Raw genomic sequence first — 23635 nt, 5'->3', positions numbered from 1 at the left:
TGAGTGTCTAGAGAGTTTGGGGCTGGTACCAGGCCTCTCTGATGCGTGCGCCCACCTGATTGCGGCCCGCCTGTTTGGCACGATAGAGGCTTTCATCGGCCAGGCGCATCAGCTCGGCCGGCTGACAGGGTGCCTGAGGCAGGCTGATCGCCATGCCGGCGCTGATCGTGACGTGGTCGGCCACCGGTGAGGGCTCGTGCTGCAGGGCCAGACCGGCCACGGCCAGACGCAGCTGCTCGGCCATGCGCCAGGTCCGCTTGCGCGTCACATCGGGCAGCACCACGATGAACTCTTCGCCGCCGGCGCGCGCCACGATGCCCTGATCATCCACGACACGATCCAGGATGCGGGCCACTCGCGTCAGGCAGTGGTCGCCTTACGGATGACCGTAGCAGTCGTTATAGGTCTTGAAATAGTCGATATCGATAATGATCAGCCCGACGGCGTGATGGTTCTGGTGAGCATTTGTCAGGGACTGAACCAGATACTCGTCCAGATAGCGCCGGTTGAGCAATCCGGTGAGATGGTCGCGATGGCTCAGCTGCTCCAGCGAGTCGGTACGTGCTTTTTGATGCATCAAAAGATGCTGGAATTCACGCGCCAGGCTGCCGAGTTCGTCGCGTCGAGCAATCAGACTGACCGGCAGACTGTCGGAAAACGAATCTTCCCGGCGCTGCTCCCGGGTAAAGCGGGCGAGCCGTCGAGTGGGGGCCAGCACGATAAGCTCCAGCAGCCCCAGAATGACGACGACTGCGGCGAACAGGACCCCGATGGTCCAGAGCATGGCGAAATCGAACGAGGCCGTATTGGCCACAAAGTCGCGTCGCGGCAGGGTGGCCTGCAGGGAGAGCTTGTTGTCCCCAGGCGCGGCATCAAGCCATCGAATCGCCAGCAGCTGATCGTCGCTGATGCGAATAACGGGCGGCGGTTTGACGACCAGGTCCGGATGCAGGATGGGGTCGATGGACACGTCGACGCCGGTCTGATCGCGTGTGGATTCAAACCAGTCGCGATCCATGCTGCGTACTACGGCCAGCCAGCCCAGCGCCGGGGCCTGGTCGCGCACGTGCTCCTGAATGACGGCAAGGGTCGGTGACATCCAGCGACAGCGCTCGGTGGCCGAATGACAGGTGCTGTACTCGTCCGTGTCGCGGTTGTAGCCGGCCATCCACACCGGCGTGCCATCCGGGCGCATGAAGACCATCATCAGATGCGCCATGTCCTCGAACATTTCCTGACTGAAATTTGATTCGGCAAAGTCGGGTCGCCTGCCGCGCATGAAATCGTAGGCGTCGTCCCAGCTGGCCCAGTCGCGCGTTTCACCACCGAGTCTGTTCAGATCGTTTTGCCAGGCGCTTTCGACCCGTCCCATCTCGCGGGCCACGTAGTCGTCTTCACGCTCCAGCAGATCGGGGTAGACCAGAAAATGGGCGATACCCCACAGCGCCAGCAGGGCGACACACGCCACCAGCACAAGAGACAGTAAAAAGCGAAATCGTAGGGAATGCATGGCGTCGGGTATCCATACCACCTGGCGCCACCCGGAAAATGACCGGACAACGCTTGTCAGAGTACGGCTATATCGGCGCACCTCATGATTTATGAAGATGTGATGTATGAGGCGGACAACGAAAAACGCCAGCCTCCGGAGAGACTGGCGTCGGGTGTGACAGGCTCGCGTGATCAGCTCACGCGGCTGCCCGGCGTTGCCCCGCTGTCGGGAGAGAGCAGATAGATCCCGTCGTCATCTCCGGCGGCAAGCACCATGCCTTCTGACAGGCCAAAGCGCATCTTGCGCGGCGCCAGATTGGCGATCATGACTGTCAGCCGACCCGTCAGCGCCTCGGGGGCGTACTGGGCGCGAATGCCGGAAAAGACCGTGCGGGTCTCGCTGCCGATATCAAGCGTCAGCTTCAAAAGCTTTTTGGCCCCTTCGACATATTCGGCCTGCTCGATGCGGGCGATGCGCAGGTCGACCTTCGCGAAATCATCGATGGTGATTTCCGGGGCGATGGGCTCGATGTCGGCAGCTGGCGCTTCAGCTGTGCCGGCGCCCGGTGCGGCGGTCGCGTCACCCTGGGCGGCCTTTGCGTCGTCCTTGAGCTTTTTCTCGACGGCGAGATCCTCCTTTGAGGCCTCGATCATCTGATCGATCCTGTCGCTCTCGACGCGCGTCATCAGCGGCTTGAACTTCTCGATCGGGTGATCCAGCAGCACGGTGGTGCGGCTGGCCCAGTTGAGCGTCTCGAGGTTGAGGAAGGTGCGGGCACCCTCGGCAAGCCGCGGCACGATCGGGGCGAGATAGACCACCAGCTGGCGGAAGAGGTTGATGCCCACCGAACAGATATCCAGCACCTCCTGCTCGCGGCCATCTTCCTTCGCTAGTGCCCAGGGCGCCTTTTCAGCGATGTAGCCGTTGGCGTCATCGGCCAGCGCCATGATCCGGCGCACCGCGCGGGCAAACTCACGCGCCTCGAAATCGGCTGCGATGGCTTCGCCTTCGTCAATGAAGCGCTGGACCAGCTCGGGCTCGGCGCAGGTCGCGGACAGGCGGCCGCCGGATTTTTTCACGAAACCGGCGCAGCGGCTGGCGATGTTAACCACCTTGCCGACCAGGTCCGAGTTGACGCGGGCGGCGAAGTCCTCGAGGTTGAGATCCAGATCATCGACGCCGGCGGTCAGCTTGGCGGCGAAGTAGTAGCGCAGATACTCGGGGTTTAAAAACTGCTCATAGGTTTCGGCCTTGATGAAGGTGCCGCGCGACTTCGACATCTTGGCGCCGTTGACGGTGACAAAACCGTGGCAGTTAACCCCGGTGGGTGTGCGCAGGTTGGCGCCTTCCAGCATCGCCGGCCAGAACAGCGCGTGGAAATAGACAATATCCTTGCCGATGAAGTGATACAGCTCGGTGTCACTGTCCTTTTGCCAGAAGCGATCAAAGTCGAGGCCTTCGCGCTCGCAGAGCTGCTGAAAGCTCGCCATATAGCCGATCGGCGCGTCCACCCACACATAGAAGTACTTGCCCGGGGCATCGGGAATTTCAAAGCCGAAATAGGGCGCATCGCGGGAGATGTCCCAGTCGTTGAGCCCGGCTTCGAACCACTCCTGCAGCTTGTTGGAAATCTGTGACTGCAGGCGGTCAGAGCGCGTCCACTCCTTCAAAAACGGCTCGAATTTGGGCAGTTCAAAGAAGTAGTGGGTCGAGCTTTTGACCACCGGCGTGGCCCCGGACACCGCCGAGACCGGATTGATCAGCTCGGCCGGCGTATAGGTCGCACCACACGCCTCGCAGTTGTCGCCGTACTGATCCTCGGTATGGCACTTGGGGCAGGTGCCCTTGACGAAGCGGTCGGCCAGAAACATGCCGCGCTCCGGGTCATACATCTGCTCGACGTCGCGCGTGGCGATAAAGCCGCCATCGCGCAGGGCACGGTAGATGCGCTCGCTGTGGACGCGGTTCTCTTCCGAGTGGGTCGAGTAGTAGTTGTCAAAGGCCACGCCAAAGCGGGCGAAGTCGGCCTGATGCTCGGCGTTGACCCGGTCGATCAGCTGCTGGGAGGTAATGCCTTCCTGCTCGGCGCGCAGCATGATGGCGGTGCCGTGGGCGTCATCGGCGCAAACGTAGTGACACTCGTGGCCGCGGCTTTTTTGAAAACGCACCCAGATATCGGTCTGAATGTATTCCAGCAGGTGACCCAGATGGATCGAGCCGTTGGCATAGGGCAGGGCGCTGGTGACCAGGATCTGGCGCGTGGCGTTGTCTGGCGTGGTAGGGGTCGACATGAAAGGGCTGTTCCCGTGACAAAACCCGAGGCCGGGCCATGCAGGGCCGGACGGGGTGAAGAGGGTGAAATCGATGGCCGATTGTAGCATTGATCATCAGGGATTCGCGCCAGATGGTGACCCGGGTTGTCTGCGCTGTCACGATACGTGGCTGACACTTACGGGGATCACCGCATGTCCATGACCCGAGCGCAGCGCATCGGCCTTGCCATTGTCTTCACCTGGTTTTTCCTCGGCGGCATTGCCCATTTTGTCTGGCCGGCGGCGTTTGCCTCGATCATCCCGCCCTCATTGCCGTTGAAAACCCCGGCGGTATTGATCACCGGGGCATTCGAGCTTGCCGGGGCGGTCGGCATTTTGCTGCCCCGCTATCGTCGCGCTGCCGGGCTGGGTCTGGTGGCGCTGACCGTGTGCGTGACGCCGGCCAATATCTACATGTGGTGGCACGCCGATGACTTCCCCCATGTGCCCGAACTAATGCTGCTGTTGCGACTGCCGCTGCAGGTGCTGCTGATTGCCTGCATTTTATGGTCCACGCAGCCGCTCGGAAGGCGGCGCAATACCGTGTCGTAAATGCCACCGCCGCTGCGGCTTCGGGTGTGTACAATGGCCGGCCCATACTGACTGATGGCTGTGCGGCATGTCCGGTGATATCCAGCTTGATAACATTGACCTCCCTGAAGGCGTCAGCTGCTTCAACTGCGAGGCGTGCTGCTGCCGGCTTCTGGTGATGCTCGACGACGATGATCTGGCCCGCGGGGTACCTCATGGTCTGATCGAGGAGGATGAGTGGGGTGGCGTGGTGATGCGCCAGGACGAAGAGGGCTGGTGTGCGGCGGTGGATCGCGACACCATGCTGTGCAGCATTCACCCGCGCCGCCCGCAGGTCTGTCGCGACTTCGAGGAAGGCAGCTACCAGTGCCGTGAAGAGCGGGCGCTCTATGGGCTTGTCGATGCCCCCATGACGGATGCCGATGCCCTGTAAGGGGCGTTGTCATCAGGCATCGTTTTCTTTTTTTTCGACAGGTATTTCATGGCCAAGCTGTGTGAGATAGACACTGCCGATATCCCCGGCGGCGGTCAGCTGCGGCTTTTACAGCGCAACGACGAGTTTTCGATTCGAATCGCCGGCAAGCCCGGTGAGCTGATGAACACGCGCCTTCACGGCTCCGAGGATGCCCTCGCCGAGCTGGCCTGCGCGCGGGTGCGCGAACACCCCAATGTGCGGGTGCTGGTCGGCGGGCTGGGCATGGGCTTTACCCTGGCGGCGGCGCTGGCAGGGCTGGGCGCCGAAGCCGAGGTGGTGGTCGCCGAGCTGGTGCCCGGCGTGGTCGAGTGGAATCGCGGGCCGCTGGGCGCGGCGGCCGGCTATCCGATTCGTGATCCGCGCTGCGAGATCATCGTTGATGATGTGGCCGACGTGCTGGCGCGCAGCTCCGGCGCCTTTGACGCCATCATGCTCGATGTGGACAACGGCCCCGAGGGGCTGACCCAGCGGGAAAACGACCGTTTGTACAGCGCACGCGGGCTTGAGGCCATTCAGCGGGCGCTGCGTCCTGACGGCGTGCTGGCGGTGTGGTCAGCCGGCATGGACCCGGGGTTTAGCGAACGACTCAAGCGCGCGGGGCTTTGCGTCGAGGAGCACATGGTGCGCGCGCATCGTCCGGGGAAAGGGGCGCGTCACACGATCTGGCTGGCATGGTAGCGTGGGGGGCGGGGCGCAGCGCCGTGATCCGATGCGAATGTGATCACGAATGCAACGGGTCCTGGCTCACCGTCTCGCTCTGAACTAATCTGATGCCAACGCAGGAACGCGTTAACGGTCGGTCCATGAAACGGGGCGGCCTGCATTCATAACGAAGCAAGGGGCAAGACATGCGCAATATCATTTATATCATCGGTCTGGTGGTCGTTGTACTTTTCGTTCTTTCCTTCCTGGGACTGCGTTAAACCGCGATCGACAGGCGCTTGCAGGCAGGCAGTGCTGCATGAAAATGCCCCGGGGGTGAGACACCCCCCGGGGCATTTGTTTTTGCTGCATCGCTCATGGCTCAGCGGCCGCAGGCCTCCTCACCACAAGTGATGTATCGCTGCGGTCACGGTCTCACGACTGCCCGATCATCAGTGACTTGGTGTTGACGAATTCGAGCATGCCATAGCCGCCGTGCTCGCGGCCGTAGCCACTTTCCTTCACGCCGCCAAAGGGCAGGTTGGGCTGAGCGATGTAGTAGCCGTTGACGCAGACCATGCCGGTATCGAAATGATCGCGGGCCAGACGGACCGCACGCTCTTCGTCTTCGGAGAAGATACCGCCGCCCAGGCCGTAGACCGAGTCGTTGGCGATGCGCAGCGCGTCTTCTTCATCGCGGGCACGGATCAGCGACGCGACCGGGCCGAACAGCTCGCCGTCATAGGCCGGCATGCCGGGCGTGACGTTGTCCAGCACGGTGGAGGGGTAGAAAAAGCCGTCCACGTCCGGAATCTCGCCCCCGGTCAGGCACACGGCACCCTTCTCGACGGATTCCTCGACCTGCCTGTGGAGCTCGTCACGCAGATCCTTGCGGGCCAGCGGACCGAGCTGGGTGTTTTCATCGGTCGGGTCACCGAATTCGACCTGCTTCATTCTTTCAACGAAGGCGTCGCGGAACTGCTCATAGACGGCATCGACCACCACGAAACGCTTGGCGGCAACGCAGGTCTGGCCGTTGTTGGTGATGCGCCCGGTGACGCAGGTCTCCACCGCCTTGTCGATGTCGGCGTCTTCAAGCACCAGATAGGCGTCGTTGCTGCCCAGCTCCAGCACGGTCTTTTTGAGCTGCTCGCTGGCGGCCGCGGCAACCTTGCGGCCGGTGGCGGCGCTGCCGGTAAACGTCACGCCGCGTACCAGACTGTGCTCGGTAACCTGGCTTGCCTGCTCGTCGCGAATGTAGAGCACGGTGAAGACGTTTTCGGGCATGCCGGCTTCACGGAAGATCTCTTCGAGCGCCTCGGCGCAGCCCCAGACGTTGGGCGCGTGCTTGAGCAGCACGGCGTTACCCGCCATCAGGTTGGCAATGGTGTAGCGCACGACCTGATAGAAGGGGAAGTTCCACGGCTGGATGCCGAAGATGATGCCGATCGGCTGATGGGTCACAACGGCGCGGCCGCCCGGCAGGTCGCGATTTTCATCGGCCAGAACGCTTGCGGCGTTGTCGGCGCTGTAGTCGCAGATGCTCTTGCACAGATCGATCTCGGGCGGGGCCTGGCTGATCGGCTTGCCCATCTCCTGGGTCATCAGGCTCGACAGGCGATCCTTGTGCTCGACCAGCAGCTCGCCGACCCGGCGCACCAGCTTGCCGCGCTCTTCAAGCGAGCGCTGCTTCCAGTCGAGATAGGCCTGATGCGTCTGCTCGATCTTTTGCTGCAGCTGGTCATCGGAGATGGTTTCGAACTCACGGATCGTCTGGCCGGTGGCCGGATTCACGGTTTTAATGGTGTTCGACACAATAACCTCCTTTGGTATGACGGAACGACCAAAAGCATAGCGCGCTAATGGCCTCGCTGCTGTGGCCATTACTGTCTGTTCCTTGCCTGATCCTCCAGCGTCGAATCGACTCGCGAGTCAGGCGCGGCTGTACCTTGTCCATAAGGGTGTGGCATAACCACAGACCGCCCTTGTTTGTCAGGAGACAATTGCATGCTGGATACCATCAACGAGTTTTTCGAGCGCATGAGCGGCCGCGCGCCGGGTGAGCAGGACCATGAGATGACCCTTGAGCTGGCGGTGGCCGCGCTGATGTGCGAGGTCATGCGCGCTGACGGCGAAATGAAGGCAGTCGAGCAGCAGACCCTGCGTGACATGCTGCGTCGCCGGTTCGACCTGGATGACAGCGCCGTGGAAACGCTGGTCGACATGGCGCATCAGGAAGTGGAGGACTCGGTGGATCACTACCAGTTCGTGCGCCTGATCCGGGACGAATATGACTATCCTCAGCGGGTCGCGTTGATCGGTCGGTTGTGGCGCGTGGCCTATGCAGATGGTGCGCTGGACCCGCTGGAAGAGGCCCGCGTGCGCAAGATGGCCGAGCTGTTATACGTCGACCATGCCGACTTCATTATGCAAAAGCTTGAAGTACAGCAGGCGCTGGGTCTGGCGTAGTATGCTTTTGCCCCTTGTTTGACCCCTTCCTGCCATCGGCCATCAGGACATTGCGTGTTGTCAATTTTATCCTCTCGTTCGGGCGTATTGGCCTGTCTGTGCATGCTGGTGGCCGTAAAAACGTCGCCGGTCACCGCCCGGGACGACGTTCCCGACACTCAGCAGCTGCCGCCGCAGGCCTATAACGGCTATCTGGAACAGCATACGGTGTCGCTCTGGGACGGCGAGGTGCCGGATGCCCGGGGCGAGGGCTTTCGTGATCAGCCCACCCTGACCATTTACCCGCCCGGTCAGCAGCCCAACGGCACGGCGGTCATCATTGCCCCGGGCGGTGCCTATCAGGTGTTGTCCGACAACACCGAGGGGCGACAGATCGCCAACTGGTTTAATACCCGTGGCGTGGTGGCGTTCGTGCTCAAGTATCGGCTGGGGCCGGACTATCCGATGCCGGTCCCGCTGGAGGACGCCCAGCGTGCGATGCGCTGGGTGCGCGCCCACGCTGCGGACTTCAGTATCGACCCCGACCGGGTCGGTATGGCCGGTTTCTCGGCCGGCGGGCATCTGGCAGCGCTGGCCGGTACGCGCTTTGATCAGGGCGACGCTGACGCCGAGGACCCGGTGTCGCGCCAGCGCAGCCAGCCCGATTTTCTGGTGCTGGGCTATCCGGCGCTGGTGATGTTCAGTGATCCCGAAAGCCGGATCGATTATTGCACGCTGATGGGGCTGGATGAGTGTGATCAAAACTGGCGGGCGCGCTATCGTCCCGAGCGCCAGGTCACGCATGACACGCCGCCAACCTTTATCTATCAGACCACCAACGATGAGCTGGTGCCACCGCAGGGCAGCATCGATCTCTACACCGCACTGGTCGATGCCCATGTCCCGGCCGAGATGCATCTTTTCGGCAACGGGCCGCACGGTACAGGGCTGGGCATGGGCGATGCAGCACTCGACAGCTGGACCACGCTGCTGGATCACTGGCTGCGTGGCCGCGGGCTTTACGAGCGCGCAGAGCCGGTAGAACAGTGAGCCGGCTCAGGCGGCACTATCCTCTCCATCGTTGCCCGGGGAGAGCAGAGTCTCCGTGATGGCCTCGCCAAGGCGTTCAAACAGTGCCTCGGCGGGCGCGCCCTCGTCCATGCCTTCGATACAGGCGGCAACCACGATCGCCTCATCCGGGGCATCGGGGCGAATCACGCCCATATGACAGGCGCGCTCATGCTGGGTGCCGGTTTTCTGGATAAAGCTCACGTCCCGGGGCAGGCCGGCTTCCAGTCGGTAGCTGTCGTAGGTATCGATCTTGAGATTATCAAACAGCAGCGCACGGTGCTCGTCGTTGATCAGATCACCGCGGACCAGCGCGGCCAGCAGGTCGGCGTAGCCGCTGAGCGTGGCACTGTTGACGCGCGTGTCGTAGTAGCGCGCGTAAGCAGTGGTCATGTTGTCGGTCTCGAGCGTGTCGCGTTCGACCTCGAGCGCGCGCGTGAGTGCTGCCACGCGCTCATCGCCGATGGGGGCCGAGGCGATTTCAATGAGCTGGTCGCGGTCAAGGTCGCGGGCCTTCGGGTGAATCTCGCCGTACACCCCGTAGCGCACCTCGGCCAGCGTGGTCATCGGCTCGAAATCGCTGCTGCCAAAAAAGCCCTGTCGCGTCATGCGCTGGAGACGGTCGTTGAGCGCGTCCACGCCGATGGCCTCGATCAGCATGTCGGTGGCGACGTTGTCGCTGTCGATCAGCATGCGCTCGAGCAGATTGGAGAGGCTGTAGGCCTGGCCGGGGTCGACCCAGAGCAGGTCGCCGGCGCCGTCGATGCGCTGGGAGGCTTCAAGCGTGAGCTCGTCATCCAGTGAGCATTCGCCGTCCTCGACCTGCTGAAGCAGTGCGATGGCGACGGGGACCTTGACCGCCGAGGAAAGATACCAGAGCCGGTCACCCCGGTGGTCGAGTCGGGTATCGTCAGCAAGGCGGCGAACATGCACGCCCAGCGTGCCTTCGGCCTCGTCATCAAGCGCTGTGACGCGCTCCCCCAGACGCTGTACCCAGTCGTTGTCGGCGCGCGCCTCGGATGCCTGCACAGGGGCGCCGGAAAGCAGCAGACCGGCCGTCAACCAGAACCCGATTCGGGTCGATAGAACGCGTGTCATGTTTGTTCTCGTTGTTCATGAAAGATGATTGACGTCCGGGCGCGGCCCGGCAGCGATGTCAGCGAAAGACGCCGGATTGCCAGACTGCCTGACCCACCTCCTTGAGCGCCTGCTCCGAGCGCGCCAGCGACAGCGAGCCGCGGGTGCAGGCCACCACCGCCACGCGGTGCGATCCGCTGTCTGCGTTTTGAATGGCGATGCCGCCGTCACAAAAGCGCCCGCGCTGGGTGCCGGTCTTGTGGGCAAAGGTTACCGTGTCGGGCCAGCTCGCTTGCAGACGGTTGGTGCCCGTGCGGGTACGCGCCATGACGCTTATCAGCTCATCGGTGCTTTCGGGCGACAGCGTTTCGCCGCGTGCCAGTCGGGTAAGCAGCCGGTCATGGGCGTCAAGATGACCGCTGTTGAGGCCGGTGGCGTAGTAGTTTTCAAACGCCTCGCTTAAATCGCGGGCGCGAAAATCGCTGACCGGCACGCCAATGAAACGGCTGATGGCGGCAAGACGGGCGGGCTCTTCGCGCGCCTTGCGAATATCAACGAACTCGAGCCCGTCGAGTGTCATGGCGTTGGGGTGAAACTCGCTATAGGCGTAGCGACGCACATCGGCAAGCGTTGTGATGCGCTCGAAGCCTTCCGGTACCAGCGTTTCAAGATGTTCATTGACCCGGTCAGCGCCGCCCACGCGGCGAATCAGCATGTCGGTGGCGGTGTTGTCGCTGCGGGTGATCATCTGCTCGAGCAGCCAGCGCAGGCTCAGCTGCTCGCCTGCGGCGTGCCAGTTGGTTTCACCGGCGCCGTCCACATAGTCGCTGCGCTCAAGGGTCATGGTGTCATCGAGGCTGATCCGACCGGCATCGACCTCGTCCATCAGCGCCAGTGCCACCGGCACCTTGACCATCGAGGCCAGATACCAGTTCTGTTCGCCATGAAAGGAGAAGCGGCTGTCATCATCGAGATCATGCACGACCACGCCGATTTCGCCCGGGTAGGCGGCATTGATGCGCTCGATGTCGGCGGTGAGACGTGCAGGCCATTCGACCTGCGGTCTGGCATCAACATGTTCATCCAGCGACTGCGCCGTGGCCTGTGTCGGCAGGGTGACAAGCAGTAGCAGGGCGGTCATTAGCGCCGTCAGGCGAGGGCGGCTCTGTTTCGAAATGGACAATACGGCGGTGCGACAGGGTGCATCCATACGGTTTTGAACTTCCATGACAACGGGTGTGCTGTTATTGGCGCAAGGTGTCATGGGAGTATAGAAAGCGGATTCGCCCCTGACGCCGGGCCTCAGGCGCACTTAAGACATCCCGAAAATACTCCCGAGGATCCGGGGGACGCATTAAAAGACCTTCGGGTCCGGAAACAGGATTTCATGCAGATATCACGTCACATCACCATCGACGACAGCGAGTTTGAACTTCGCGCCATTCGCGCCCAGGGCGCCGGCGGTCAAAACGTCAACAAGGTAGCCTCGGCCATTCATCTGCGCATGGACATACAGCAAAGCAGTCTTGCGCAGGAGTACAAGGACCGGCTGCTCTCGCTCAGCGATCATCGCATTACCTCAAGCGGATTGATCATCATCAAGGCGCAGTCCCATCGCACCCAGGAGCTCAATCGCCAGGAGGCGTTGATGCGCCTTCGTGCGCTGATCAAGTCGGTGATCTACACCGCCCGGCCGCGCAAGGCGACAAGGCCGACGCTCGGGTCGAAAAAGCGCCGGCTCGAAGGCAAGAAACAGCGCGGTCAGAAAAAGGCCATGCGGGGCCGGGTGGATCACTAAGACGAAAGAGGGCCCCGCAATGAAGGGCGATGCCGGCATATCCGAGTGTTTCACCTGGGATTGTCGGCGGGTGAGGGTTTATACTGTCGCTCGATCATGACATCGCCGATGCAGCAGGCGGTGTCGGCAGGGAACGGACAGGAGACAAGCAGTGCTCGAAACAGTCAAACATGTAGTGGCCGTCGCCTCCGGCAAAGGCGGTGTGGGCAAGTCCACCGTCACCGTCAACCTGGCGCTGGCCATGGCCGCTCAGGGTCATCGCGTGGGCCTTCTGGACGCCGACATTTACGGCCCCAGCCAGGCGCAGATGCTGGGCATCGAGCCCGGCACCCGCCCCACCATGGTCGATGACAAGACCATGAAGCCGATCGAGGCGCACGGGCTGAAAATGATGTCGATGGCGGTGCTGGTCGATACCGAAACCGCCATGGTGTGGCGCGGACCGATGGTCGCCGGCGCCTTCCAGCAGCTTCTGACCCAGACCGGCTGGGGGGAGCTTGATTATCTGTTCATCGATATGCCGCCGGGTACTGGTGACATCCAGCTTACGCTGTCACAGCAGGTGCCGGTATCGGGCTCGGTGATCGTTACCACGCCGCAGGACATTGCGCTGCTGGATGCGCGCAAGGGCATCGAGATGTTTCGCAAGGTCAACGTGCCGGTGCTGGGCGTGGTCGAGAACATGAGCACCCACGTGTGCTCGAACTGCGGGCATGAAGAGGCGGTCTTCGGCGAAGGCGGCGGTGCCCGCATTGCCGCGCAGTACGACACCGAAGTGCTGGGTCGGCTGCCGCTGACCATGAGCATCCGCGAGCAGGTCGATGGCGGTCGCCCGACCGTGGTCGCCGACCCCGAAAGCGACGCTGCGCGCTCGTTCATGGCGATCAGTGCCCGCATCGATGAGCAGCTTGGCGCCAAAACGCGTGAAAGCGGCCCGTCGATCAGCTTCGGCGACTGATCAACCCGGCCTGTCACGCATCACCCGGTCGGGCCGGCGCCTTGAAGGCTTTAGCCCGGCCGGGTGCATCGGTATCATGGCCGTTTTGCGCGGCATTCAATACGGCCATCGGCCACGTTAGTGCCGCGCCACCATCCCGGTTTTATCTTTTCTATTTCAGGCATTGCGACAGGACACCCTCGTGAGCATCAAGGCAGACAAATGGATTCGCCGCATGGCGCAGGAACACGGCATGATCGAGCCGTTCGAGTACGATCAGGTCCGCCATGCCGGTGATCAGCGTGTCATTTCCTACGGGACGTCAAGCTACGGCTACGACGTGCGCTGCTCCGATGAGTTCAAGGTGTTCACCAACATCCACTCGGCCACCGTCGATCCCAAGTATTTCGACGAGAAAAGCTTCGTGGATGTGAAAGGCGATGCCTGCGTGATTCCGCCCAACTCCTTTGCACTGGCGCGCACGGTGGAGTATTTCCGCATTCCGCGTAACGTGCTGACCATCTGTCTTGGCAAGTCGACCTACGCGCGCTGTGGCATCATCGTCAACGTCACGCCGCTGGAGCCGGAGTGGGAAGGGCATGTGACGCTCGAGTTTTCCAACACCACCAATCTGCCGGCCCGGATCTACGCCAATGAAGGCGTGGCGCAGATGCTCTTTTTCGAGTCCGATGAGGTGTGCGATACCTCCTACAAGGACCGCGGCGGCAAGTACATGGGCCAGCGTGGCGTGACGCTCCCGCGCACGTAAGCCCTGCAATGGCCCGGCTAGCCCAGATGGGTACTGCTGCCGGGCTCTTCCTCCCGCGCCATCTCCTCCAGCCCGTGCACGATGCCGCAGTCACCGACGGGGCTGGCATGGCCGCACTTCTCCCGCAGGGTCTTTAACTGACCGTGAAGCTGGGAAAGCTCCGCAAGACGCACCTCGACGTGATGGATGTGCTCATCGAGCAGCGCATTGATGGCCTGACAGTCGCCCCGCGGGTCATCCATCAGCGCCAGCAGCGCATGGATTTCGGCATGGCTCATGGCCAGCGCCCGGCAGTTGCGGATAAAGGCGAGTCGCTTGAGATGTGCCGGCCCGTAATGGCGGTAGTTGCTCTCGCTGCGACCCGGTGCCGGCAAAAGCCCCTCACGCTCGTAGAAGCGAATGGTCTGGCTGCTGCAGCCGGTCTCCTTCGCCAGTTCTCCGATTTTCATGGTTTGCTCCTGCGAGTGGCGTTTTGACGCGCTGATGACACGATGCGCCATCGATTGCTGACCCTGTCGCCACTATAGGGTTACAAGGGGGCGCCATCCAGATTTGCGTATCATTTGAGCCCTGATGCGCGCACGACACGCTTGAGTTGCCATGGGAAAGGCCTTTGACCGGGTGCCCCGACCAAGGTCTCGATAGGGTCTTCAACCTGAATGTGACATTTTGATGACAGCGCGATGACCGTTGTCGTTGGCCCGACAGGCCGGGGCGAGGCCGCGCGACTTCAGTCAACCGTGTCGAGGCATTCATGTTCTCCATCTTCAAGGCCGGGCGTCCCGGTAAATCGCTTCCCGAAGCGGATATCGACGGCACCTACAAGCGACTGCGCTGGCAGATCTTTGCCGGCATCTTTATCGGCTATGCCGGTTACTATCTGGTGCGCAAGAACTTTACCCTGGCCATTCCGAGTCTGGTGGAGCAGGGCTATTCCCGCGGAGATCTGGGGCTGGCGCTGGCGGGCGTATCGATTGCCTACGGTATTTCCAAGTTTTTGATGGGGGCGGTATCGGACCGCTCCAATCCGCGCTATTTCCTGCCGGCAGGGCTTTTATGCTCGGCGCTGATCATGTTTTTGTTCGGTTTTTCGGAGTGGGCGACCTCCAGCATTGCCATCATGTTTGTGCTGCTGTTTCTCAACGGCTGGGTACAGGGCATGGGCTGGCCGCCGTGCGGGCGTACCATGGTGCACTGGTGGTCAAAGGGCGAGCGCGGCAGCATCGTATCGGTCTGGAACGTGGCGCATAACGTGGGCGGCGGTCTGATCGGGCCCTTGTTCATACTGGGCATGGCGTGGTTCAACGACTGGCGTTCGGCCTTTTATGTGCCGGCGGCCGTGGCGGTGGGGGTGGCCGTCTTTGCGCTTTTGACAATGCGCGATACGCCGCAGACCTGCGGTCTGCCGCCGATCGAAAAATACAAGAATGACTATCCGGAAGGCTACGATGAAAGCCACGAGCGCGAGTTTTCCGCTCGCGAAATCTTTGTTGAGCACGTGCTGAAAAATCGCCTTTTGTGGTTTATCGCACTTGCCAACGTCTTCGTCTATCTGCTGCGCTACGGCGTGCTCGACTGGGCACCGACCTATCTTCAAGAGGTCAAGCACTTCACGGTCGACAAGTCTTCGTGGGCCTACTTTCTCTATGAGTGGGCGGGCATCCCGGGCACGCTGTTGTGCGGCTGGCTCTCCGACAAGCTGTTTCGTGGCAACCGCGGGGCGACCGGCATCTGCTTCATGGCGCTGGTGACGGTGTTTACCGCCCTTTACTGGCTCAATCCGCCCGGCAACCCGACCATCGATCTCTTGTGTCTGATCGCCATCGGGTTTTTGATCTACGGACCCGTCATGCTGATCGGGCTGCACGCCCTTGAGCTGGTGCCCAAAAAGGCCGCCGGGACCGCGGCCGGGTTTACAGGGCTTTTTGGCTATCTCGGTGGCTCGGTCGCGGCCAGCGCCATGGTGGGCTACACGGTAGACCATTACGGCTGGGACGGCGGTTTCATGCTGCTGCTCGCCGCCTGTGTGCTGGCCATCGTGTTGCTCTCTTTGACGCTGCGCAAGCCGGCCGCCAGACACGCTGACTGATCCTGAATGACCGGCTCCTCGGGCCGGTCATGGCAGCGTGGCACCGCTGACATCCGAAAGTGCCAGCTTGAGCGAGCGCGCCAGCGCCGCACCGTGGCCCAGGCCCTCGAGCACTTCAAAACGTGCGTCAAGTTCGGGCGCGCTGTCCATCCGGTGCGCCAGCGCCGCCAGCTGATCGTTGACTTGCTTATCGCTGCCGCCGTTGGCGTAGGGGCCGCGGCGGTTGAGTTCGGCATCGCCGCGCATTAACAGCACGCTGCCGTGCCGGTCCGGCGGCCATTGAAACCGGCCCGCTTCCTCCAGGACCTGATAGCCGTTCCAGTGAAGCGTGGGGCTTGCCACATACCAGTGATCAAACAGGGCCGGGCGGGTGAACAGCGCATGCATGACAAACAACCCGCCAAAGGAGTGTCCCCAGATCGCGCGATTTGACGTGTTGATGGGAAGGTCGCGTTCGGCCTCCGCCATGAGGGTGTCATTGAGCAGGCCGATGAAATCATCGGCCCCACCGCCGCGGCGCTCGGGGTGGCGGTCATTAACGATTGGCGCCTGATCCGACCGCTTTGGGGTGTAGTCCCATTGACGCGCTTCGACGTCAAAGCGCGCGTCCGTGTCATAGCCCAGCGCGATCAGCACCGGTGGCTCGGCGTCGTCCATGGCTTTCAGGTCCTGCTCATCGAGTTCCGCCAGTGCGGCATTGCCATCAAGCAGATAGATCGGCGTGTAGCCGGCTTCAGGAGGCGCCTTTCTGGGGACAGCGACAGTGATGCGGTAGTGGCGCTGGCCGTCGGCGCTGGTAAGTCGATGCACCCGAAAGTCATACACCTTCGAGCCTTTCTCGACAATGCCGGGCGGCAGCGGCTCGTTGAAGTCGGGGCCCGGGCGTGCGCCAGCCGGAAGTGACCAGAGGGCGCCGGGGAGCAGGGCCAGCAGGGCCGTGTGTGTCGCGCCCTTGAGCACGCGACGTCTGGTGCCATCGCAGGCAGGAAGCTGTGTCATGTGGTCTCGCAACAATGCATGGTATCCCTGTGACCGCGCCACCGGGCATTTGCTCCGAGGGCGCGGTCGTCATTTTCTCCGGGAAGGGCGCGAGAATCAAAACGACGCGGTCAGCGATGAGTAGATGGCGCGCCCCGGTTCGTTGTAGGTCGCAGCGCCGGCACTGCTGCTGTTGCCCTCGCGATAGAGACGCTTGTTGAACACGTTGTTGACGCCAAAGCTGCCGCGCAGATGGTCGTTGAAGGTGTAGCCCACGTTAAAGCCCACGACGCTGTAGGGCGAGAGGCTGTCATCGTTGACGCCGCTGTCTGCCTGAGTGCGCGAGTTGGGCTGTGAGGGCGCTTCCTGCTTGCCGTAGGCGGTCCAGTAGAGCTGGGTATTGAGCCGCTCGCTCAGCGTCCAGTCCAGCGTCGAGTTGAGCGTGAACTCCGGGATGATGGACAGCGGATCGCCTGTTTCCCTGTCTTCGGACTCGATCATGTACGTGACGTTGTTGCTCCACAAAAGGCTATCGGTCAGCGGAATCTGCAGGTTGCCTTCAAGGCCCTGTACCACGGCGCGCTCGGCGTTGCGCCACTGCAGCACATCCGTGCCGCCACCGGTCACGGCGACCGGGTTCAGCCCGGAGACAATCTTGTCCTTATAGTCGTTTCGAAAATAGGTCAGCCCCGCCACCAGATCCCTGTCGCGGTATTCGATGCCGATCTCCTTGTTAATGCTGGTTTCGGCGTCGAGATCCTCGTTGCCGACCAGATAGCAGGAGTTCTGCGAGCCGACCGGACAGCCGTTGCCGCGCGAATAGAGCAGATAGTCCGGATTGGTCTGATACAGGTTGGGCGCCTTGAAGGCACGAGCCACGCCGGCCTTGAGAGTGACGCGGTCACCAAGCTCCTGAGAGGCGTTCAGGCTCGGGCTCCAGTTGCTGCCGGCCTCGCTGTGATGGTCAAACCGCAGCCCGGGCGTGACGAGGGTGCCCGGGCGCAGCTCGATATTGTCCTCGATATAGACGCCGCTGAGTTCGGCGCTGGTCCTGTCGCTGCCGCTGGGGGCAAAGCCTCCCAGATCGCCGGTCTCGCCGAAGCTCTGGTTGGTATTGCTGGGGTCTTCCAGCGTGTCCCGATTCCACTCACCGCCGAAGGTAATGACCTGCTCAAACATCCGGCTGGTGTAGTAGTCCGCCTCGGCGCTGGCGCGATAGGAGTTGAATTCGCTGCTGGCGTAGTCGGCCTGTTCATCGCCGCCACCGATGGTGCCCTCAAATCGCCCGGCGGTGCCTTCGTTGAGCCGGGTATTGCGAGTGCGCTCGTACTGCGCGCTTACGCGGGTGTCCATATCGTCCCAGGCGCCGGTGTGGGTCAGGGCCACGTTCTGGCGATAGAGGCGGTTGGTTTCGGCGCCGCCATTGGCCAGACCCTCGGTCAGGTCGGTGCGCTGGTTGTTCTGCGAGTCGCCGGTATAGATGTTGCCCTGGCGCGAGTAGCCCATCTCGAGATCGAGCAGCTGCGCATCGGTGGCCTGCCAGGAGAGCACCGCGTTGATGTCGCGGTTGCGCACGCCTTCACGACCTGCCGAGTTATTGATCACGTCATCATTGAGCGCATCGGCGTTGATATCGGCATCGTCGGCGTCGGTCTTGTTGGCGCTGCCGTAGAGGCGCAGGCTCAGATCCTCTGTCAGGGGGCCGGCCAGGTTGAAGTTGGCCCGCCGAGTGGCGCCTTCCTCGCTGCTGGTCGGGGTGCTGGTAAAGGTTGTGACCGAGCCCATCCACTGTTCGGTGGCGCGTTTGGTGATGATATTGACCACGCCGCCGGCCGCACCCGAGCCGTAGCGTGCGGCGGCCGGGCCGCGCAATACTTCGATGCGCTCCACCATTTCCGGCGGGACCCAGTTGGTATCGCCTCGCGAGTCGCGCTCGCCGCGCCAGCCGTAGCGCACCGAGTTGCGCGAGCTGACCGGCTTGCCATCGATCAGCACCAGGGTGTTTTCCGGGCCCATGCCGCGAATGTCGATCTGTCGATTGTTGCCGCGCTGGCCCGACGCGCTGTTGCCGGTAAGGTTGACCCCCGGCATGCGGCGGATGATGTCGGAGAGGTCATTGGTCGGCGGGCGCTTTTCGATGTCTTCGCTGGTAATGATGGATACGCCCGGTGCCTGTTTGAGCGTCTGTTCGGCGGTGCCCAGCACCACCATCTCTTCCATGTCATCGGTGGTGTCGGCGGTAACGACCGGTGCCGGGGCATCGGCCGTGGTGGCCTCGCTTTCAAGCTGTTGGCGCGTATCGTTTAAAGACTGCGCGCCAGCAAGGACCGGGGTCGCATGAAGCATGGGGGCGGTAATCGCCAGCGCAATGGCAAATGTTGTGGTGTGGCCTGACGTTGAACGTGACATCCCTTGAATTGTTCCCTGTTATGTCGTGCCGATCGTGGAGAGCCCGTTGGACCGGTCATGGTTTTTGGCGCCATCAGAGATTTTTGTTGTCGGCGCGTTGTTACGAAATATAATGTTAATTATTATCATTTGCGAGTAAAGTCTTTTGACTTTGCTTAAATATCATTGAGTTAAGTTTTATAAAAGCCGAAGGCCGGTCACCGTTCGGTACCGGTACCAGATTTCAACGTCTCAGGGGAACAGGAAGGATCATGGGCAAGAGAGCGGTTTCACGACAGGGGGCTGTCGCAGTGGCAGCAGGTGCACTGGTCGTCATGCTGGGTGTCGGCGTGTTCAATCCGGTGATGGCAGAACAAAACGGCAGTACTCAGGCACAGTCCGGCGTTCACATCGCTAAAAACGTGCAGCTGGGCGGCAGTCTCTATGAGCTGGTATTCGACCCCGACACCCGCCAGGTGCTGGTGGCCGACGCCGGCGGCCGGGACGAAAGCGCACAAAGCTATCTCTACCGGCTGGACGCTTCCACGCTGGAGGTTGTCGAGCGCATCGCACTGACCGAACAGATTCACGGGCTGGCCCTCGATCAGCAGCGCGACGTGCTGTACATGGTCAATACCCGCGGCGGTACGCTCACCGCGCTGGATGCCAAAAGCGGCGAGACCCTCAAGACCCTGACACTGGTGGATGACGCCGCCCGCGAAGGGGACAAGCGCCCACCGCAGCCGCGTCTGGCGGCCGTGGATGAAAAGCGCAATCTGATCTATGTGACCGGCGTGGCAGACGAGGGCGTGGTGTGGGTGGTCAACGGCGAGGACATGACGCTTGCCGACACGTTCGAGAACGTGGGTGCCCAGCCTGCCGGGCTGGCACTGGACCACGAGCATCAGCGCATCTTTGTGACGCTTCTGGGCGAGAACCGGGTCGCGGCCATCGATACTGACAGCGGCGAGGTGGCCAGGACTTATGATCTGAGCGTCGAGGGGGCCATCAATATCGTGTTTGATTCGCGCCATCAGCGCCTGCTGGTGACCGGTCAGAAAAGCGGTGAGCTGGAAGTGCTGGATGCACAGAGCGGGGAGTCCCTGCACCGGGTGAGCACCGGCGATGGGGCACTGGATATCGGTCTTGATGACGCCGCCGGGCGTATCTATGTCACCAATCGCGGTGCCGGAACGGTCAGCGTGCTGGACGCCGAAAGCCTTGAAGTGGTCGCAACGCTTGAGACCGGCCCGCATCCCAACAGCATTGCCATCGACCCCGACAGTCACGATGTCTTCGTGACCAATCGCGCCTCACGAGAGTCTGCTGACGACCCGCGTGGCAACTCGGTCTCGCTGATTCAGCCCTGATGGGGGTCTGCCGGCCCCGTCACCAGCGGGGCCGGCACGATCTGCTCCGATGGCGGGGCCCGCTCCAGGCCTTGTGACCTTGCCGTGATTCTTGAGAATCATTTTCATTCATGTGCTAGTCTTCGAGGCACGTTCAACACCGTCTTTTATTGTGGGAATTGCTCATGCCAACAACATCTTCTCGTCGCGCTCGTATCCTGCAGGGGGCGCTCATTGCGCTGGGGCTTGTCACCCTGTCGGCGCCCTGGGCGGTGGCCGGTGAGCAGCCGACTCAGCAGCAGGCAGCACAGCAGCAGGACGCCTCGGATCACATCGTGGCGCAAAAGGACATTGCCAAGGGGCTTTACGAGCTGGTGTTCAGCCCGTCGCAGCAGTCGATCTATGTTGCCGCCACCGGCGGTTTCGGTGAAGGTGCCAGCGACAACTACGGCGAGGGAGAGGGCGGTCGCATCTATCGGCTGGATGCTCAGACGCTGGAAGTCGAAGACACCATTGCACTGGATCAAAAGCCCTTCGGTCTGGCGTTGAACGAGAAGACCCATACCCTGTTTGTCGGCCACACGCTGGACAAGAGCGTCACGGCCATCAATCTGGAAGACAACACGACCCGGCATCTGGCACTGGCCACCGAGGCGGAAAAGGCCCAGGCCAAAGAGGACGATGTCTTCGGGCCCAATCCGCGCCAGCTCAGCGTCGATGAGCAGACCAATACCCTTTATGTGACCGGGGTGGGCGACAAGAGCGTGCTGTGGATCATCGATGGTGACCACCTTACCCTGACCGACACCGTGGAAGGGTTTGGCACCTGGGCGACGGGCCTGGCCGTGGATCACGACGGCCGGCGCATCTATGTCTCCACCATGAAGGACAACGCCGTGCGCGCGGTCGACATGGACAGCCATGAGATCGTCGATCAGTGGCCCACCGGCGGCGAAGGGCCGCTGAATCTGGCACTCGATGCCGACAACCATCAGCTTTATGTCACCAATGCCGACAGCGGCAATGTCACGGTGCTGGATACACAAAACGGCAGAGTGACGGATACGCTGGAAAGCGGGGAAGGGGCGCTGGCGCTGATGCTGGAAGGGGATCGCCTGTACGTGACCAACCGCAAGGCGCAAACGGTGACCGTTTATGACCGGGAAAGCCACAAGCTGCTGGACACCGTTGAGACGCCCCTGATGCCCAACAGTCTGGCGGCAATCTCGGGGACTTCCGGGGCCTATGTATCACTCAAGCAGGCGCTGGACGATAACCATCAGACCGACAAGCCCGACAGCGTGATCCATATCAAACCCTGATGGTGTCATGGGTGGCGGCTCTCATGAGCTGAAGTCTGCATTGAAACGGCCTCCCGAATGGGAGGCCGCTTTGTGTTCAGGCCGTCTTCCGGGCAGGCCGCGATCCGGCATGATTTGTCGTCATTGCAGGGCGCGCTGCCTTTGACATCGCCTAGCTGTCGGTATCCGCGTCGGTATCCGTGTCGGTATCAGTGTCGCTATCGGCGCTCCCGCCGCTATTCACACTGCCACCGCTGTTTACGCTTCCACCGCTGTCGGCGCTGTCGGCGCTGTCGGCGCTGTCGGCGCTGTCGGCGCTGGTACCGTTGGCCGTGCCGGTATCGTTATCGGTATTGGCGTCGGTATTGGCGTCGGTATCGCTGTTCGCATCGCCGCTGATATCGGTATCGCCTTCAGAGTCAGCGACGCTGGGGGCGCCGAAGTCATCGGTATGCTGCTGGTTGCCGGCACCGTCGCTGTAGCCGTCGGGCTGTTTGCCCTGACCGGGATTGATGGCGTTGGGCGAGACGTTTTCCTGAGTGTGGCTCTGCTGTTGAACGTTGCTGCTCGTATCAACGGCCAGTGCCGGTGTGGCGGCAAGCGCCAGAATAAAGGGAGCGATCCATGCTGCTTTCATGCTGTTTCTCCTGTGATCGGGTTCACCATTTAGCGTGTTCAAAACGCGCTGAACGGGGTCCCCGGATACTGCGACATCGAATGCGGGCTGTCGTCTTGCAGCCGGTAGACACAATATAGATCACAGGAAGGAAGGTGCCTGAGCAGGCAAAGGGGTCTTTAGCGTCAAAAAAGGCAGGACGGTGGGGTCGGGCAGGTTATAAATACAACAAGGGGCGCAACACCGAGTGTTGCGCCCCTGTCGATCAGCGACCGATTGATCAGGAATCCGTATCGGTGTCCGTGTCGGTATCCAGATCCATATCGTCATTGTCGGTGTCAGTATCCATGTCCAGATCGCTGTCTGTGTCCATGTCATTGTTTTGACGCGTCATGCCGTTGTTGTCGGCATCGGCATTACCCATGCCGGAATCCATGCCACCGGAGGTGGTGCCCTGCTGCATCTGGCCATCCTGCATCTGACCGTTATCGGTGTCAGTGTCGGTATCCATGTCGTTGGCCAGTGCCGGAGTTGCTGACAGTGCCAGTACGAAGGGTGCAAGCCATGTCGCTTTCATGATGTCTCTCCTGTCCTTGGTGTCTATCTCAACAGGCGCTCTTGCCTGCTGACAAAAAGCCTGGTAGGGCTTGTGAAGGAATACAAATATTCAACGGCCTGTTACCCTTGATTCACGTTAATATTTACCGTCATGTTTTTGATAATGATGAAAAATATTTTCTTAATGTGAGCTGAAATCGATTGGCGGGTTCGCCGATCCATGCGGGAACACGGCCTTTAACAGCCATCGTGCGTGTTATAACAGCGTCCCTATCGACCCCGAAAAGGTGTTTTCGTCATGGCCATTGACGCGCCCTGTCCGAACACCAGGCTGCGCCTTGTGTTCGACAACGGTCTGGTTCTCGGGCCGGGCAAGATTGATCTGCTGGAAGCCGTCAGCGAAACCGGATCCATTTCGGCCGCTGCCAGGCGTACTCACATCAGCTATCGCAAGACGCGCCATCTGATCGATGCGCTCAACGAGGCCTTCAGTCAGCCGCTGGTGCTTTCCAGCAAGGGGGGCGCTGATCATGGCGGGGCCCGACTGACGCCGCTGGGTCTTGACGTCATCGCGCGCTACCGCCGCGTCGAGCAGCAGACCCGAAGTGCGGTGGACACACATTTTGGCGATCTGATGAGCACGCTGGCACCGCTTGATGATGACGTCGACTGACGTTGTATCGCCTGGCAACCCATTCGGATAACCCACGGTTGAAACCGCTTTGATGCGGATGTGTTTGAGCCAGGTTTCTCGATGTGCAAATATAAGCACATCGGTTGGCGCCTTTCGCGTTGCCACTGCACTCA

Annotated in this window: 21 protein-coding genes and 1 pseudogene; 12 read left to right on the top strand and 10 right to left on the bottom strand. The window is 61.5% G+C overall.

All coding sequences use genetic code 11. The features are described 5' to 3' along the window. Nucleotides 1-7: 7 nt before the first annotated feature. Together ACXMYO_RS09415 and metG are read right to left on the bottom strand one after the other, a co-directional pair. Nucleotides 8-1372: pseudogene (locus ACXMYO_RS09415) on the bottom strand (sensor domain-containing diguanylate cyclase). Nucleotides 1373-1683: 311 nt separating this feature from the next. Continuing rightward, nucleotides 1684-3783, bottom strand: a complete 2100-nt coding sequence (gene metG / locus ACXMYO_RS09410; protein ID WP_457808532.1) for a methionine--tRNA ligase — start codon at nucleotides 3781-3783, stop codon at nucleotides 1684-1686. Nucleotides 3784-3957: 174 nt separating this feature from the next. On the opposite strand from metG, the gene ACXMYO_RS09405 reads away from it, so the two are divergent. From ACXMYO_RS09405 to ACXMYO_RS09395, 3 genes are all read left to right on the top strand, one after another. Beyond that, nucleotides 3958-4356 (top strand): DoxX family protein, encoded by a 399-nt coding sequence (locus ACXMYO_RS09405; RefSeq protein WP_457808531.1) that lies wholly within the window; start codon nucleotides 3958-3960, stop codon nucleotides 4354-4356. 67 nt (nucleotides 4357-4423) lie between these two features. After that, complete coding sequence (locus ACXMYO_RS09400; RefSeq protein ID WP_457808530.1) at nucleotides 4424-4768, top strand: YkgJ family cysteine cluster protein; 345 nt, start codon at nucleotides 4424-4426, stop codon at nucleotides 4766-4768. 48 nt (nucleotides 4769-4816) lie between these two features. Further along, nucleotides 4817-5488, top strand: coding sequence for a spermidine synthase (locus ACXMYO_RS09395; RefSeq protein ID WP_457808529.1), 672 nt, complete (start codon nucleotides 4817-4819; stop codon nucleotides 5486-5488). A 399-nt stretch (nucleotides 5489-5887) separates the two neighbouring features. Here ACXMYO_RS09395 and ACXMYO_RS09390 read toward each other — a convergent pair whose 3' ends face one another. Beyond that, a complete protein-coding gene (locus tag ACXMYO_RS09390; RefSeq protein WP_457808528.1) occupies nucleotides 5888-7267 on the bottom strand; it encodes an NAD-dependent succinate-semialdehyde dehydrogenase in 1380 nt (459 codons plus the stop codon). Between the two features lie 192 nt (nucleotides 7268-7459). Between ACXMYO_RS09390 and ACXMYO_RS09385 the strand changes: the two genes are divergently transcribed. Both ACXMYO_RS09385 and ACXMYO_RS09380 read left to right on the top strand, forming a co-directional pair. Further along, nucleotides 7460-7921 (top strand): TerB family tellurite resistance protein, encoded by a 462-nt coding sequence (locus ACXMYO_RS09385; protein WP_438764252.1) that lies wholly within the window; start codon nucleotides 7460-7462, stop codon nucleotides 7919-7921. 54 nt (nucleotides 7922-7975) lie between these two features. Further along, entirely contained in the window at nucleotides 7976-8950 is a 975-nt protein-coding gene (locus ACXMYO_RS09380; protein WP_457808527.1) for an alpha/beta hydrolase, read from the top strand. A gap of 6 nt (nucleotides 8951-8956) precedes the next feature. On the opposite strand, the gene ACXMYO_RS09375 is transcribed toward ACXMYO_RS09380, so the two are convergent. Together ACXMYO_RS09375 and ACXMYO_RS09370 are read right to left on the bottom strand one after the other, a co-directional pair. After that, on the bottom strand, nucleotides 8957-10066 hold the full coding sequence (locus ACXMYO_RS09375) for a serine hydrolase (protein WP_457808526.1): 1110 nt from the start codon (nucleotides 10064-10066) through the stop codon (nucleotides 8957-8959). A 58-nt stretch (nucleotides 10067-10124) separates the two neighbouring features. Further along, the gene (locus tag ACXMYO_RS09370) at nucleotides 10125-11255 is read right to left on the bottom strand and encodes a serine hydrolase (RefSeq protein WP_457808525.1); all 1131 of its coding nucleotides are present in this window, start codon (nucleotides 11253-11255) and stop codon (nucleotides 10125-10127) included. Nucleotides 11256-11432: 177 nt separating this feature from the next. Between ACXMYO_RS09370 and arfB the strand changes: the two genes are divergently transcribed. The 3 genes from arfB (at nucleotide 11433) to dcd (ending at nucleotide 13549) form a co-directional block, all read left to right on the top strand. Continuing rightward, a complete protein-coding gene (arfB, locus tag ACXMYO_RS09365; protein ID WP_438764246.1) occupies nucleotides 11433-11843 on the top strand; it encodes an alternative ribosome rescue aminoacyl-tRNA hydrolase ArfB in 411 nt (136 codons plus the stop codon). Nucleotides 11844-11994: 151 nt separating this feature from the next. Beyond that, the gene (apbC, locus tag ACXMYO_RS09360; RefSeq protein WP_438764245.1) at nucleotides 11995-12801 is read left to right on the top strand and encodes an iron-sulfur cluster carrier protein ApbC; all 807 of its coding nucleotides are present in this window, start codon (nucleotides 11995-11997) and stop codon (nucleotides 12799-12801) included. 181 nt (nucleotides 12802-12982) lie between these two features. Continuing rightward, complete coding sequence (gene dcd / locus ACXMYO_RS09355; protein WP_115852497.1) at nucleotides 12983-13549, top strand: dCTP deaminase; 567 nt, start codon at nucleotides 12983-12985, stop codon at nucleotides 13547-13549. A 17-nt stretch (nucleotides 13550-13566) separates the two neighbouring features. Here the strand turns inward: dcd and cadR are convergent, their stop codons facing one another. Continuing rightward, nucleotides 13567-13998 carry a Cd(II)/Pb(II)-responsive transcriptional regulator gene (gene cadR, locus ACXMYO_RS09350; RefSeq protein ID WP_457808524.1) on the bottom strand — a complete coding sequence of 144 codons (432 nt, stop codon included), beginning with the start codon at nucleotides 13996-13998 and terminating at the stop codon, nucleotides 13567-13569. Nucleotides 13999-14303: 305 nt separating this feature from the next. On the opposite strand from cadR, the gene glpT reads away from it, so the two are divergent. Continuing rightward, entirely contained in the window at nucleotides 14304-15638 is a 1335-nt protein-coding gene (glpT, locus tag ACXMYO_RS09345; protein ID WP_457808523.1) for a glycerol-3-phosphate transporter, read from the top strand. A gap of 27 nt (nucleotides 15639-15665) precedes the next feature. On the opposite strand, the gene ACXMYO_RS09340 is transcribed toward glpT, so the two are convergent. Together ACXMYO_RS09340 and ACXMYO_RS09335 are read right to left on the bottom strand one after the other, a co-directional pair. Then, nucleotides 15666-16637 (bottom strand): alpha/beta hydrolase, encoded by a 972-nt coding sequence (locus tag ACXMYO_RS09340; RefSeq protein WP_457808522.1) that lies wholly within the window; start codon nucleotides 16635-16637, stop codon nucleotides 15666-15668. 96 nt (nucleotides 16638-16733) lie between these two features. Next, entirely contained in the window at nucleotides 16734-19025 is a 2292-nt protein-coding gene (locus ACXMYO_RS09335; RefSeq protein WP_457808521.1) for a FepA family TonB-dependent siderophore receptor, read from the bottom strand. Nucleotides 19026-19276: 251 nt separating this feature from the next. On the opposite strand from ACXMYO_RS09335, the gene ACXMYO_RS09330 reads away from it, so the two are divergent. Continuing rightward, nucleotides 19277-20374: a YncE family protein gene (locus ACXMYO_RS09330; protein WP_457808520.1), complete on the top strand. Its 1098-nt coding sequence runs from the start codon at nucleotides 19277-19279 to the stop codon at nucleotides 20372-20374. Nucleotides 20375-20538: 164 nt separating this feature from the next. Next, on the top strand, nucleotides 20539-21675 hold the full coding sequence (locus tag ACXMYO_RS09325) for a YncE family protein (protein ID WP_457808519.1): 1137 nt from the start codon (nucleotides 20539-20541) through the stop codon (nucleotides 21673-21675). Between the two features lie 151 nt (nucleotides 21676-21826). Here the strand turns inward: ACXMYO_RS09325 and ACXMYO_RS09320 are convergent, their stop codons facing one another. Together ACXMYO_RS09320 and ACXMYO_RS09315 are read right to left on the bottom strand one after the other, a co-directional pair. Next, nucleotides 21827-22291 (bottom strand): hypothetical protein, encoded by a 465-nt coding sequence (locus ACXMYO_RS09320; protein WP_457808518.1) that lies wholly within the window; start codon nucleotides 22289-22291, stop codon nucleotides 21827-21829. Between the two features lie 259 nt (nucleotides 22292-22550). Continuing rightward, nucleotides 22551-22847, bottom strand: a complete 297-nt coding sequence (locus ACXMYO_RS09315; protein WP_457808517.1) for a hypothetical protein — start codon at nucleotides 22845-22847, stop codon at nucleotides 22551-22553. A gap of 279 nt (nucleotides 22848-23126) precedes the next feature. On the opposite strand from ACXMYO_RS09315, the gene ACXMYO_RS09310 reads away from it, so the two are divergent. Then, nucleotides 23127-23501, top strand: coding sequence for a winged helix-turn-helix domain-containing protein (locus ACXMYO_RS09310; protein ID WP_457808516.1), 375 nt, complete (start codon nucleotides 23127-23129; stop codon nucleotides 23499-23501). Nucleotides 23502-23635 lie beyond the last annotated feature (134 nt).

Source organism: Kushneria sp. EE4, from assembly GCF_977968315.1.
This window is presented reverse-complemented; position numbering and strand designations above follow the sequence as displayed.